We start from the raw sequence: 13,737 nt of genomic DNA on the forward strand, positions 1-13,737 counted from the left end.
CTATGTCTGTTTCTTTCCAAGAAATTAATCCAGTCGAGATCGATGCACAGTGGTCTAAACAGCCTTTTCAAGGCTTTAGTTTAGACAGCCGTAAGGTTGTGTCGGGCCAGATCTTTATCGCTTTGACCAGTTATAGCCAACCTGAAAAAATACGTGCTTTTGCTGAGTCAGCTTTAGCTAATGGTGCTCTTGCCATTATTAGTGAGACTAAGTTGGGCGTAGCGAATGAGTGGGTATGTTCTGATGTGCGTCAACGTATGGGTGAGTGGCAAGAACGTTATTTACAGCGTATAGATCCCGTGGCACCAGTGCGTATTATTGCAGTGACTGGTACAAATGGTAAAACCACAATTTCGCGTCTAGTGGCTGAATTAATTAGTTCACAACAACAGCGCTGTGCTGTGATGGGCACTACAGGCAATGGTATTTTACCAGACTTAACACCTTCAACTCACACTACGCTTGATGCTTTACAACTGCAAAATGCATTGCATGATTATGCAAAACAAGGTGCGACTTTCGCTTCTTTAGAAGCAAGCTCACATGGTTTGGAACAAGGTCGTTTAAATGGTTGTGCGATTGAGATTGCTGTTTATAGCAATTTGAGTCGTGACCATCTGGATTACCACGGCACTTTAGAGGCTTATGCAGAAGCGAAGGCTCTTTTATTTCGTTTTAGCTCTTTAAAAGTAGCTGTTATTAATTTAGATGATGAGCATGCTGCTTTCATGATCAATGCAGCAAAGCAAAATCCTGCTCAACCGAAAATTTTAACGTATTCACTTACTCAAAATACTGCTGATTATTATATTACTGACCTGAGTTATAGTTTAGCAGGGGCGACATTTAATTTAGTGAGCCCGCAAGGTTCTTTTGCTGTGCAAAGTCCATTGTTGGGGCATTTTAATGTCGAAAACTTGGTTGCAGCACTTATTGCTGCTGAGCAAGCAGGCTTTGATTTAAAAGCATTAGCTACTTTTGTTCCTAAACTGATAGGTGCACCTGGCCGAATGCAAGTTATTCGTGATGATGAACGTTTATTTGTTGTTGATTATGCACATACACCAGATGCATTAATTCAAGTGCTTAAAACATTAAAACGTCATGTGTCTAATCAACTTTGGGCCGTATTTGGTTGTGGCGGGGACCGTGATCGCGGTAAGCGTCCACTCATGACTCAAGCAGCTCTGGATGGCGCAAATCCAGTTATTTTGACTTCGGATAATCCAAGAACAGAAGACCCTGAACAAATTTTTGCTGATATGAAGCAAGGAATCGATTTTTCAGGGCACCGTATGCATGAAATTCATGACCGCCGTGAAGCGATTAAATTTGTTGCACAGCAGGCCCAGGCTGGTGATATTGTTGTAATTGCTGGTAAAGGACATGAAAATTATCAAGAAATTAATGGCGTACGTCACTGGTTTGATGATGTTGTTGAAGTGCGTTCTGCGATTGATGCACAACATCACACTGTAGACGCTGCTTACCCTGCACAATAGGACAAATTATGCATACTTCAACCACCAGTACCGTACCTTTGGAACCGTGGACAGCTCAACAATTACAACAGGCGACACAGGGCTACTGGCATAAAGACCAGATACCTCAAACTGAAATTAAACGTATTTTGACGGACTCGCGTCATGCGGAAACTGGGGATGCCTTTTTAGCACTAAAAGGTGAGCGTTTCGATGCGCATGATTTCGTTACACAAGTTGCTGCAAATGGTTGTCAAATAGCTATCGTTGAGCGTCCGCTAGATGTAGATATTGCACAACTCGTTGTTGCAGATACCCGATTGGCTTTAGGGCAACTCGGCGCTTATCGCCGTGAGCAAAACTCACAATTAAAGGTGATTGCCTTAACGGGAAGTAGTGGTAAAACTACAACCAAAGAAATGCTGGGAAGTATATTGTCGCGCTTAGCACCGACACTAATCACCCGAGGCAATTTAAATAATGACCTTGGTGTACCAATGATGTTGCTCGAGCTTCGCAAGGAACATCAATATGCGGTGATGGAGTTGGGTGCAAGCCATCAAGGCGAGATTGATTACACATCACAACTCGTTCAGCCTCATGTTGCGGGCATATTAAATATTGGTACTGCTCATTTAGGCGAATTTGGTGGCCGTGAAGGTATTTGCCGCGCTAAATCGGAAATTTATCGTCATATTTTACCAAATGGCGTTGCAATCGTGCCAAAACAAGATGACTTCACTGCTGAGATTCTTGATGCTGCAAAAGCTCATCGTATTTCTACATTTGGTGTAGGTGGTGATGTCTATGCAACAGATGTGGAATTATTGCCTCAATCAACGAATTTTAACCTTCATACACCGCAAGGTAGCAGTGCAGTTAAGCTTCCTTTTGCGGGTGAGCATAATGTTCAAAATGCGACCGCAGCTGTAGCTTTTGCTTTAGCAATTGGTATTGGACTAGAAGATATTGTCCAAGGTTTAGAGCAAGCTCAGGGAGCCAAAGGTCGTCTTAACTTTATTCAAAAGTCACCTTACTTATTTATTGATGATACCTACAATGCCAATCCGACTTCTATGCGCGCTGCTGCACAAGTGTTGTTGCAGCAACAAGGCGTAAAAGTGATGGTCATGGGGGATATTGGTGAGTTAGGTGATAGCAGTTGGCAAGAGCATCATGATTTAGGCCGTGATCTTGCTGAACTTCCTTTAGATCATATTATTGCAGTTGGACAGTTCGCTCCAGCTGCTATCGAGGGTGCAGACTCTCATTCTAATAAAGTGAAAGCATTTCAGACACAAGCTGAGGCGCTTCCATTTTTAATTAATCTAATCCAAACACATCAACCCCAGTCCATGAGTTTCCTGTTTAAAGGTTCTCGCTTTACTCATATGGAAACGTTGATGGCTGATTTGATGGAGAAACTTTAAATGCTGTTATGGTTGTTTGAACAACTTGCGGGCTATCACAGCTCGTTTCAGGTCGTTCGTTATTTAACATTACGTTCTTTACTCAGTGTATTAACTTCACTGACCATTGGTCTGGTCCTCGGCCCGATCATGATTCGTAAATTACAAGCGTTAAAATACGGTCAGGCAGTAAGTTCGTTTGCTCCTGAAAATCATGCTAAAAAAATGGGTACACCAACGATGGGTGGAATCTTAATTCTACTTTCAATTGGTATTAGTACTTTGCTGTGGGCTGATTTGTCTAACCCTTATGTCTGGATTGTGCTTGGTGTAATGGTTGTATTCGGTGCTGTAGGCTGGGCAGATGACTGGATTAAAATTCGCTATAAAGACAATGCGGGTTTACCTGCACGTAAGAAGTTTTTCTGGACTTCTGTTGCATCGCTGGGTGCTGGTATTGCGTTATATTTAATCGCAACTCAACAGTCCAATGCAGAACATACCGCAAATATGCTGGATTTATTGATTCCATTCTTTAAGAATCTTTCAATTCCACTCTCAATTGTTCCTTTAGGTTTGGCATTTATTGTATTTACCTATCTGGTGATTAATGGTGCTTCTAACGCAGTTAACTTAACAGATGGTTTAGATGGCTTGGCAATCATGCCGGTTGTCATGGTAGCTACGGGCTTAGGCGTATTTGCTTACTTGTCTGGTGACATCCGTTTCGCTAACTACTTACATATTCCATATGTGAAATATACCTCTGAACTCGTAGTAATCTGTTCTGCCATGATTGGTGCAGGTTTGGCATTCCTTTGGTATAACGCGCATCCTGCTCAAGTATTTATGGGTGATGTTGGTGCTTTAGCTTTAGGTGCGATGCTTGGAACAATTGCAGTTATGGTTCGTCAAGAAATCGTATTTGCAATTATGGGTGGTGTATTTGTAATGGAGGCAGTATCTGTATTCTTACAAATCGGCTCTTTGCGTATGCGTAATAAACGTGTGTTTTTAATGGCGCCTCTGCATCATCACTATGAAAAGCAGGGCTGGAAAGAAACGCAAGTTGTGATCCGTTTTTGGATTATTACAATTATATTAGTAGTTTTAGGTCTAATGACTTTAAAATTGCGATAGATCTTATTTTAGTGTCAATATAAAGCCAGTTCTACTGGCTTTTTTTATTGGAGAGATAAATGACAAAAGTTGCTGGTCTAGACCAATTATCTGTAATTAATCAAAAAGTAGTTGGAGAGGGCGAAGTATTACCTCAAGTTGTACTTAAAGATGGAAGTCAGGTGCAAACAGGAACTGTAGCGACAATGCTGCACAATATTGAATTATATAATGCAGGGCAAAGAGGACAAATTGAGGAAGAACTAAAGATTGCAATTCCAACTTTAGTGAAGGTAGGTCTGTTTGATTTGTTTCAGGTAGATGAGTGGATTAATGGTACAAATGCAGGTCGCACCTTTGTGGGACTGCATGCAAAGGCTTATTTACAACAAAAAGAACAAGAGAATAATTAAACGTGGCTAAGCAAATTTTAATGTGTCCTGTGTGTCGTCAGCCCCTAAATTTAACTGAAAGAACTTGGCGATGTGAGCAAGGACATAGTTATGATGTAGCTAAACAAGGCTATGTCAATTTACATGTGGTGCAACATAAGCATAGTAAAAACCCAGGGGATACACCCGAGTCAGTAGATGCGCGACGAGCTTTTTTACAAAGTGGTTATTATCAGCCTTTACAACAGGCTGTAGTCGCTTTATTAAAGCAACTAGATGTAAAAGCAATACTCGATATCGGATGTGGTGAGGGCTACTATACAAGTGCTATGCAGCAAGTCGTTGAGCAGTGTGTTGGAGTTGATATTGCAAAAAACGCGGTACAACGTGCGGCAAAACTCAACACTGAAGTAACTTGGGTGGTGGGAACAGGAGCAACTTTACCTGTATTGGATCGGAGTATGGATGCTTGTACCAGTTTATTTAGCCCAATTCCGCAAGCAGAAATTGCGCGTGTTTTAAAAGATGAAGGCTATTTAATTGTTGTTACGCCTGCTTCTGAACATTTGTATGCCATGCGTGAAGCTTTATTTGAGCAAGTGAATCCACATACACCAGAAAAGTTCGTAGAGCAGCTGCAAGATTTGTTTGAGCTAAAGCAAGAGCAAATTATTGATGCGCCTTTTGTGCTTGATCAACAGGCCCTAAAAAATCTGATTGCTATGACGCCTTATGCTTATAAAGCTTCTCCTGAGCGTCGCTTGCAGTTAGAGCAGCAATTACAATTGGAAGTAATGGCATCATTTCAAATTTATGTCTTTCAAAAATGCAATAAAAAAGCCATCTAACGATGGCTTTTTTATTATTCAATCTGATTAATCAGATTCTCTAGTGCATCTTTTTCTCGCTTAGGAGTGGACTCCTGTGCAGGTCTCATGGCAGGAGGCGCAGCTTTTGATGGAATAATAATTTCTTCACCTGGTAAGTCGGAAAAGTCATTGTCATTGTTAAGTTTCGGTTGTGGCGGTGCTGGGCGATAGAGCGGACGCGCTAGTGGTGGTGCTGCACGATAAGTTTTCTTGTCGACTATTTCAGTAACGGCTTCTTGTTTGTCACGTGAAATAGGACCTTGAGCATCTTTGTCTAAGCGAACCCAAGATGCTGGTGTACCTTGCAATGCTTGACCCATAAAGTTAATCCAGATTGGTAAGGCAGCAATACCACCATATTCACGGCGACCAAGCGTAGTCGGTTGGTCAAATCCAACCCATGTTACTGTTACTAACTGGCCGTTGAAACCTGCAAACCATGCATCTTTTGCATCATTCGTAGTACCTGTTTTACCACCTAAATCACTACGGCCAATTTTAAGCGCAGCACGACCTGTACCATGCTCAATTACATCACGTAAGATGTTCGCCATATCATAAGCAGAGCTTGATTTTAAAATACGTTGAGCTTGGCGATATTGACTGTTGTTTTTGTCAGTCTGTTTAAGATTAAGCTGCTTAGCTGCGTTTTCTTTCTGTTCTATGTCTTTATTCGTAACTTCAATAACTTCATCATCAGTCGTTTTAGGTTTTTGCTCATCATTTGTGGTGTCAGGTGCATTAATACATGGAATACACGCGTATTCTGGTTTGGCTTCATAAATGACTTTGCCGTAAGCATCTTCAATACGTTGAATGAAATGCGGTTGAACACGGTAGCCGCCGTTTGCAAACGTTGCATAACCAGTTGCCATCTGAATTGGTAGTACTTGAGGAGTACCTAAGGCAATGGTGTAGTTACGTGGAATTTGGTCTTCCTGTAAGCCAAAATCCATGAATAACTGACGAGTACGTTCAATACCCACTGTTTGTAGAAGTCTTACTGATACGGTATTACGAGACAAATACAAAGCACGACGTAATGGGATCATACCTAAGTAACGGCCATCAGAGTTTCGCGGTGTCCATTTGCCAATCGTAATAGGGCTATCATTCACCATGCTATACGGGGTCATACCTCTTTCTAATGCTAAAGCATAGAGGAATGGCTTGATCGTGGAACCCGGTTGACGCCAGCCTTGTAAGGCGCGGTTAAATTTTGATTGATAGAAGTTATAGCCACCTACGATTGCTTCAATTGAACCATCATTCGGGTTAATTGCAATGAGTTGACCTTGAACTTTTGGAACCTGAACTAAAGACCAAGCTGTTTTATTGTCATTTGGGCGTAAACGAACAATATCTTTAACTTTAACAATTTGAGATGCACGTGAAGGAGAGCCACCTACGCTATTTGCATTGCGATAGGGGCGTGCCCATGACATGCCTGACCATTGAACCGTAACGGTTGAGCCATCTTGCATTAATGCTTCAAAAGAGCTGCTATTTACCTTAGTAACTTGTGCAGGATAGGTGTTGGCATATGCTCTAAATTCAGTTAACGGTTTGTCATGTGCTTCTGCACCACGCCAGCCATGGCGACGGTCATAAGCTTCAAGGCCATCTTGCACAGCTTTTTCTGCAATCGCTTGGCGTTTAGCATTAATTGTTGTGTAGACTTTATAGCCAGAATCAATGGCTTGTTCACCAAAATGCTTTACAAGTTCTGAACGAACCATTTCCCCAGCATAGGGATGAATATTATTTAAATCCCGATTGGGCATGTTTAAATTGATCGGTTCTGCAACTGCTTTTTGATATTCTGCTTGAGAAATATAACCCAACTGTAACATACGTCCTAAAATCCAGTTGCGTCGTTCGAGAGCGCGTTCTGGATTAACTACAGGGTTATATTTAGATGGTGCTTTGGGTAAACCAGCGATCATCGCCATTTGAGCAATGCTGAGCTCATTAATGCTTTTGTTGTAATAAATTTTGGCTGCTGCCGCGATACCATACGCATTTTTCCCTAAGAAGATTTTATTCACATAGAGGCTGAGAATTTCTTCTTTAGATAAATTTTGCTCAATTTTTCGAGCCAAAAAGATTTCGGTTATTTTACGTTTTAGGGTTCTTTCTGGACTCAAATAATAGTTCTTTGCAACTTGCATAGTGATTGTTGAACCACCAGTTTGCACATCTGAACCCGTCACACTTTCGCTCAAAGCACGACCTAAACCCTTAAAACTGATCCCGCTATGTTCAAAGAAAGAAGAGTCTTCTGCTGCTAAAAATGCATGAATAAAAGTAGGAGGGATTTGTTTGTATTCAACAGGAATAGAAAGCTTACCACCGTACTCGGCAATCAGTTGATTGTCTGAAGTGTAGACCTGTAATGGTTTTAAAAGGGGAGCTTTTTTTAGTGAACTCATTTCTGGAAGCGATGGGGCGATATAGAGATACATGCCATAAAAGCCCATCGGAAGTGAGACTAAGATAATAATAATGATCAAAAAAATTGGACGCACGAAGCCCAAACTGGATAGCTTTTTCATGATAAGTAAGCTTTAATAAGATCGAATACAAACTAATTGTGGTCAGTATAGCCTTTAGACATGCGGATTGTTAGATGAGATATTGTATCCGTGTAAAAATAAAGACCGAGATTATTGGTTTGTAATTTTTTTTGGGGATAAAAAAATAATAGGACAATAGTGTGCTCAGGTTATATCGTAAACCGAATAAGGGGTTAATGGGCGTCGATATTAGTTCGACTTCTGTTAAGTTGTTAGAGCTCTCTGTTAAGAACGGTAAATATTGGGTAGAAAGCTATGCTTTGACGCCTTTACCTGAGAACAGTGTAGTTGAAAAAAATATCTTGAATCCAGAAGCAGTTGCAGAAGCTTTAGAACGGGCGATGAATTTAGCAAATCCCCACACCTCTAACGCTGCAATTGCTGTTCCAACATCGACGGTTATTCATAAAACCATCGAAATGGATGCAGATATGAACGATGATGAGCGTGAAGTTCAGATTCGATTAGATGCGGAGCAATATATACCGTTCCCTTTAGATGAGGTGAGCCTTGATTTTGAGGTTTTACCAGATCGACTGCCGAATCCAAATCGTGTGAATGTACTTTTAGTCGCAACACGAACAGAAAATGTTGAAACACGCGTAGAAGTACTGGAACTGGTTGATTTAACGCCTAAGCTTGCTGATGTTGAAAGTTATGCTGTTGAGCGAGCTTTTAGTGTGTTTGCTGATAGCTTACCCATGGGTGCAAATACCATTGGTATTTTAGATATTGGCCATACCATGACCACATTATCGGTTATGCAAAATGGCAAAATCATTTATACCCGTGAACAAGTCTTTGGCGGTAAACAGCTTACTTTGGAAATTCAAAGCCGTTATGGTTTGTCATTAGAAGAAGCGGGACGCGCTAAAAAAGAACGTTCTTTGCCAGATGATTATGACATCGAAATCTTAGAACCATTTTTAGATGCTGTAGTTCAGCAAGCGGCTAGATCTCTACAATTTTTCTTCTCTTCATCCCAATTCAATGAAATTGACCATATTTTGCTAGCGGGTGGTAATGCCAACATTCCAGGGCTTGCTAAATTGTTGCAGCAAAAACTCGGTTACCGAGTCACTATTGCCAACCCGTTTTTACAAATGGGTTTCTCTCCTCAAGTCGACATTCAAAAAATTGAAAATGATGCTTCTTCATTAATGGTGGCATGTGGCTTGGCTTTAAGGAGTTTTGATTAATGGCAACAATTAATTTACTCCCTTGGCGAGATGGGCTTAGGGAGCAGCGTAAAAAACAATTTATTATTTTATGTCTTGGGGTCGTTGTTTTTGGGATAACCACTGTATTTTCAGGGTGGTTTTATTTGAATCAAAAATTAAATGATCAAGAACAAGCAAATCAGCTCATCATCAGTACAAACCAGAATCTAGATCAACAACTTAAAACCTTAAATGGCTTGCAAGAACAGCGTGACGCAATTATTGAGCGTATGAAGCTCATTCAAGGATTGCAAAGCCAGCGTCCAGTTGTTGTACGTTTAGTGGATGAATTGGTTCGTGTGACTCCTGCAGCCATGTATTTGACTAAATTTAGTCGAACTGGAGATAAATTCACCATTGAAGGTAAAGCGGAAAGTCCAAATACTGTTGCAGAGTTATTACGTAATCTCGAGGCATCATCATGGTATCGCAACGCTTTTATGAATTCATTCTTGGCGACCGAAGAGAAAAAAGATAAGGCTGTAAGTTCTTTGCTTCCTAGAGTTGAAGATAGCTATGGCAGTTTTGTTGTTACTGTTGATGTAGGGGAAATGGGGGTGACTACAACAGATGATACCGCTAATACGTCTGTAGGTACGGATAAGGAGGTAGCAAAATGAGTCCTGATGAACTTCATGAACTGTCTTTAGAACAAGCTCCATCTAAGAAAAAAAAGATCACCTTAGAAAAATTTCTTCAGCAATTTAACACGCTCGATATGAACAGTTATGGCAGCTGGCCATTATCTGTGAAAATTACGTGTTGGATTTTTATTTTCTTTGCTGTATTGGCTTTGGGGTATTTTGTTGCTATTCAACCAAAGCTACAAGCAATTGATAATGCTCAAGCACAAGAAAGTAATTTATTAAATGAGTTTCGAGAAAAAGACTCAAAATTACGCAACTTGCAACAATACCAGCTTCAACTTCAAGAGATGCAAGCCAACTTCAATCAGCAGTTAGAACAATTGCCAAAAGAAACCGAAATTCCAAGCTTAGTTGAAGATATTAACTTAACGGGAGTGAATTCTGGTCTAAAGTTTAAAAATATCCGCTTAGAAGGTGAAGTGAAGCAGGAAATTTTTATTGAACAGCCTATTACTATCGAAGCAACTGGGGATTATCACGCTTTCGGGGCTTTTGTTAGCAGTATTGCGGCGTTGCCACGTATTGTGACGATGCATGATTTTGTTGTTGAAGCTGCTCCTGTTAAGGATGGTAAATCAGATATTCCTGTGCTTAATTATTCTATCAAAGCAAAAACTTATCGCTATATGGGTGCTGTAGAAAATCCTGAGCATCAGGAAAAAAATGCTTCGGCTTCTTCGGTAGCCCCTGATTCTTCTACTGCTAACACACAGCTGAAATAGGAGAATTACGATGAAACTTAAAAAATTTTCTCTTTCTATTTTGGCATGCTTGGCTTTAGCTGGATGTGAGTCGAGAATCGACGCTGTAAATCAACAAATGGCCGATATACGTAATCAACCACCACAAGCCATAGAACCAGCACCTGTTTTTACTCCTGTGCCACAGTTTAATTATGCAGCCCATCAGTTAAAGAGCCCATTTTTACCAAGCTCACTTGCTGCTGAGCTAAAAATTATGGCAGGGAAACGAGTATATCCGAATTTCTCACGTGCACCTCAACCGCTCGAAAGTTATGCATTAGAATCTTTAAATATGAAAGGAAGCATGCGTAATAGTCGTGGACAAGTCATGGCTCTGATCCAAACGCCTGATCACCAAATTGAGCGAGTGCAGGTAGGGAACTATATTGGGATGAATCAAGGTCGTATTACCCATATTGGGCCGACTCAGATTGATCTGGTAGAAATTGTTCCTGATGGGCGAGAAGGTTATGTGGAGAGACCAAGAACCTTAGTGTTAATTGGACCTGCACCCTAGAATTTAGGGAATAACAAAGAAAAAATTATTTTTAAAGATTATTTATTGGGGATGGTTAGACAATGAATCACGTATTCCGTCAGTTTTCGATGGGGGCTGTAGCAATTGCAGTTATGCAGGTTGCATCTGCACAGGTCAGCATGACTAATATTGTACCGACACAAATAGCGGGACAGGGTACAGAAATTCGGGTTATGTTTAATGGTTTGCCGCCGCAACCACAGGCATATCAGCTTGAGAATCCTTCACGTTTGATTTTGGATTTTAATAAAGCGCAGCAGAATCTAACACAGTCAAAAGTAGCGATTGGTACAAATGAGGCGAGTTCGGTCGATGTAAGCTCTGATGATCAGCGTTCACGCTTAACAGTAAATTTGAAAGAGGCTGGTGCTTTTACAACTCGTATTGAAGGTAACACTTTTATTTTAAAGATTAATTCTACACAAGCCATAGTTAAACCTGTATCAACAAGTACGATGCAATCCCAAGGTGTTTCAAATATTGGTTTCCAACGTGGTAGTCAAGGGGAAGGCCTCATCGTTATAGACCTGTTGGGAAGTAATACTCCTGTTGATGTGCAACAACAAGGTAGCAAAGTTGTAGTAAAAACATTAGGTTCTAAAATTCCCACACATTTAGCTAAGCGCTTAAATGTAAATGATTTTGCAACGCCTGTTTCGACCATTGAATCTTATAATGATAAAGGCAATGGTGTTATTATCATTCAATCTACTGGTAGCTATGAATATATGGCTTATCAGGCAGAAAATAAATTAACTATTAGCCTAAAGCGTCCTCAGGATAAAAATGTAAGTGCTTCATCTAAGCAAGCTAATTATTCAGGTAATAAGCTCTCTCTTGATTTTCAAGATATTGAAGTTCGTAGGGTCCTGCAGTTACTGGCTGATTTTACCGGCATTAATATGGTTGCGGCTGATAGTGTACAAGGTAATATCACTTTGCGTCTAAAAGATGTACCTTGGGATCAGGCACTTGATATTATTTTAAAAACCAAAAATCTAGATAAACGCAGAAATGGGAATGTAATTTGGATTGCGCCAGTTGCGGAGCTAATCAAAGCAGAAGATGATGAGGCAAAAGCGTTAGCACAAAGTATTAAATTAGCACCAATTCAAACAGATTATATTCGCTTAAATTATGCAAAAGCAGCAGATGTGCTTAAGCTAATTGAAGATACTCGTGATGGTAAGACAGCTGTCGCAAACCGTACCGCAAATTCAGACTCTCTTGCTTTAGAAAGTTTATTGAGCTCACGAGGCAGTGCTGTTGCTGATACGCGTACTAATACTTTGATTGTAAATGATACAGCCCAGAACATTGATAAAGTTCGTAAAATGATTGATTTGCTGGATGTGCAAGTTAAACAGGTTATGGTTGAGGCGCGCATTGTAAGAGCATCTACTTCTTTTACTAAAGAGCTTGGCGTGAAATGGGGAATATTATCTCAAGGGGTAAACAGTAATAACAGTTTACTGGTAGGTGGTAGTGATACAACGCTTTGGAATTTAAGAGAGCCGGATGACGACGGGAAATACACGATTGAGCGGCCAGATAATTTAAACGTTGATTTGGGTGTTACATCGGCTGGAGCTAGTAGTATAGCTTTTAGTTTGATCAGTATGTCTGATTTTATGTTGGATTTAGAGTTATCGGCATTGCAGGCGGATGGTTATGGTGAAGTTATCTCAACACCAAAAGTCATGACTACAGATAAACAAACTGCGAGAGTAGCGACAGGTCAGCAGGTTCCTTATCAAACCACGACTAATTCTGCTGCAGGAGCGACAGCAAGTACATCATTCAAAGATGCACTATTAAGTCTAGATGTTACTCCAAGTATTACGCCAGATGGTAAAATCCAAATGAAATTGGATATTTCTAAGGATTCCGTGGCAGGTGAGGCACCAAATGGCGAGTTGATTCTAAATAAAAATAATATCAATACTAATGTACTGGTGAATAATGGAGAAACAGTCATTTTAGGTGGAGTATTTGAGCAGACTACAACTAACTCACAAACCAAAGTTCCTTTCTTTGGAGATCTGCCTGTAGTTGGACGTTTATTTAGAAAAGATGTGAAATCTGATGATAAGCAAGAGTTATTGATTTTCGTTACGCCACGAATTGTTAATGACACTTTGGTGAGAAATCATTAATATATTTTTCAATGAAAGCAATTGAAATAGGTGGCGCCTTGCCAAGCAAAGCGTTTGAAACCCTGCCAAATATTTATTTGGTAGGGCCCATGGGGGCAGGAAAAACAACCGTTGGACGTCATTTAGCCGAAATATTAGGGCGTGATTTTTTAGATAGTGATCATGAAATTGAACGCAAAACAGGCGCCACTATTCCTTGGATTTTTGAGAAAGAAGGGGAGTTAGGTTTTCGTACTCGTGAAACTGTAGTGTTAAATGAGTTGACTTCCCGTAAGGCTTTGGTGTTGGCGACAGGGGGAGGTGCGATTACTCAAGCACCTAATCGCGAATTTCTAAAGCAACGTGGTATCGTTGTTTATCTTTACACTCCTGTAGAATTACAATTACAGCGGACCTACCGCGATAAAAACAGACCTTTATTACAAGTTGAAAACCCTGAACAAAAATTACGAGATTTGTTAAAAATACGTGACCCTTTATATCGTGAAGTTGCTCATTACACGATTGAAACCAATCAGGGTGCTGCTCGTGATCTTGCTCAAAAGATTTTGCAACTTATTTTGTCCAACCCGCTAAAATAGCCAAAC

12 protein-coding genes are annotated in these 13,737 nt (G+C 40.4%); 11 read left to right on the forward strand and 1 reads right to left on the reverse strand.

The genetic code is table 11. The annotated features are described in order from the left end of the window. The first annotated feature begins 2 nt into the window (after nt 1–2). From RFW85_RS08835 to RFW85_RS08855, 5 genes are read left to right on the forward strand one after another with little or no spacing between them, the layout of a single operon-like run. A complete protein-coding gene (locus RFW85_RS08835) occupies nt 3–1,502 on the forward strand; it encodes a UDP-N-acetylmuramoyl-L-alanyl-D-glutamate--2,6-diaminopimelate ligase (RefSeq protein ID WP_309171422.1) in 1,500 nt (499 codons plus the stop codon). 8 nt (nt 1,503–1,510) lie between these two features. After that, nucleotides 1,511–2,911: a UDP-N-acetylmuramoyl-tripeptide--D-alanyl-D-alanine ligase gene (gene murF, locus RFW85_RS08840; protein ID WP_309171423.1), complete on the forward strand. Its 1,401-nt coding sequence runs from the start codon at nt 1,511–1,513 to the stop codon at nt 2,909–2,911. Further along, nucleotides 2,912–4,030 carry a phospho-N-acetylmuramoyl-pentapeptide-transferase gene (mraY, locus tag RFW85_RS08845; protein WP_002116751.1) on the forward strand — a complete coding sequence of 373 codons (1,119 nt, stop codon included), beginning with the start codon at nt 2,912–2,914 and terminating at the stop codon, nt 4,028–4,030. Between the two features lie 59 nt (nt 4,031–4,089). Continuing rightward, nucleotides 4,090–4,422: a hypothetical protein gene (locus RFW85_RS08850; protein ID WP_017481735.1), complete on the forward strand. Its 333-nt coding sequence runs from the start codon at nt 4,090–4,092 to the stop codon at nt 4,420–4,422. A 2-nt stretch (nt 4,423–4,424) separates the two neighbouring features. Further along, nucleotides 4,425–5,249, forward strand: a complete 825-nt coding sequence (locus tag RFW85_RS08855; protein ID WP_309171424.1) for a putative RNA methyltransferase — start codon at nt 4,425–4,427, stop codon at nt 5,247–5,249. A gap of 14 nt (nt 5,250–5,263) precedes the next feature. Here the strand turns inward: RFW85_RS08855 and ponA are convergent, their stop codons facing one another. Next, entirely contained in the window at nt 5,264–7,825 is a 2,562-nt protein-coding gene (ponA, locus tag RFW85_RS08860) for a penicillin-binding protein PBP1a (RefSeq protein WP_309171425.1), read from the reverse strand. A 161-nt stretch (nt 7,826–7,986) separates the two neighbouring features. On the opposite strand from ponA, the gene RFW85_RS08865 reads away from it, so the two are divergent. The 6 genes from RFW85_RS08865 to aroK all read left to right on the forward strand — a co-directional run bounded on the left by RFW85_RS08865 (nt 7,987) and on the right by aroK (nt 13,731). Next, entirely contained in the window at nt 7,987–9,045 is a 1,059-nt protein-coding gene (locus RFW85_RS08865) for a pilus assembly protein PilM (RefSeq protein WP_309171426.1), read from the forward strand. Continuing rightward, the gene (locus RFW85_RS08870) at nt 9,045–9,686 is read left to right on the forward strand and encodes a PilN domain-containing protein (RefSeq protein ID WP_309171427.1); all 642 of its coding nucleotides are present in this window, start codon (nt 9,045–9,047) and stop codon (nt 9,684–9,686) included. Before RFW85_RS08865 ends, RFW85_RS08870 begins: the two co-directional genes overlap by 1 nt. Next, nucleotides 9,683–10,435 (forward strand): type 4a pilus biogenesis protein PilO, encoded by a 753-nt coding sequence (locus RFW85_RS08875; protein ID WP_170249199.1) that lies wholly within the window; start codon nt 9,683–9,685, stop codon nt 10,433–10,435. Before RFW85_RS08870 ends, RFW85_RS08875 begins: the two co-directional genes overlap by 4 nt. Before the next feature lie 10 nt (nt 10,436–10,445). Next, a complete protein-coding gene (locus RFW85_RS08880) occupies nt 10,446–10,973 on the forward strand; it encodes a pilus assembly protein PilP (protein ID WP_086264796.1) in 528 nt (175 codons plus the stop codon). 62 nt (nt 10,974–11,035) lie between these two features. After that, complete coding sequence (pilQ, locus tag RFW85_RS08885) at nt 11,036–13,150, forward strand: type IV pilus secretin PilQ (RefSeq protein WP_309171428.1); 2,115 nt, start codon at nt 11,036–11,038, stop codon at nt 13,148–13,150. Nucleotides 13,151–13,161: 11 nt separating this feature from the next. Continuing rightward, the gene (gene aroK / locus RFW85_RS08890) at nt 13,162–13,731 is read left to right on the forward strand and encodes a shikimate kinase AroK (protein WP_086264798.1); all 570 of its coding nucleotides are present in this window, start codon (nt 13,162–13,164) and stop codon (nt 13,729–13,731) included. Nucleotides 13,732–13,737 lie beyond the last annotated feature (6 nt).

The sequence above is a fragment of the Acinetobacter sp. 12966 genome, from assembly GCF_031196995.1.
Classification (GTDB): Bacteria; Pseudomonadota; Gammaproteobacteria; order Pseudomonadales; family Moraxellaceae; genus Acinetobacter; species Acinetobacter geminorum.